Below are 223 nucleotides of genomic sequence, written 5' to 3'. Positions count from 1 at the left end.
CGCGGCATGCTGATCCGCGATTACTAGCAATTCCGACTTCATGCAGGCGAGTTGCAGCCTGCAATCCGAACTGAGACCGACTTTGATAGGATTGGCTCCACCTCGCGGCTTTGCTTCCCGTTGTATCGGCCATTGTAGTACGTGTGTAGCCCAGGTCATAAGGGGCATGATGATTTGACGTCATCCCCACCTTCCTCCGGTTTGTCACCGGCAGTCATCCTAG

At 54.7% G+C, this 223-nt stretch carries 1 rRNA gene; it reads right to left on the bottom strand.

Features of this window, described 5'->3' with window-relative positions:
* Positions 1-223, bottom strand: a 16S ribosomal RNA gene (locus WFK81_RS30865); the annotation flags it as partial.

The sequence above is a fragment of the Paenibacillus sp. MMO-177 genome (assembly GCF_037147795.1).
GTDB lineage: Bacteria > Bacillota > Bacilli > Paenibacillales > Paenibacillaceae > Pristimantibacillus.
This window is presented reverse-complemented; position numbering and strand designations above follow the sequence as displayed.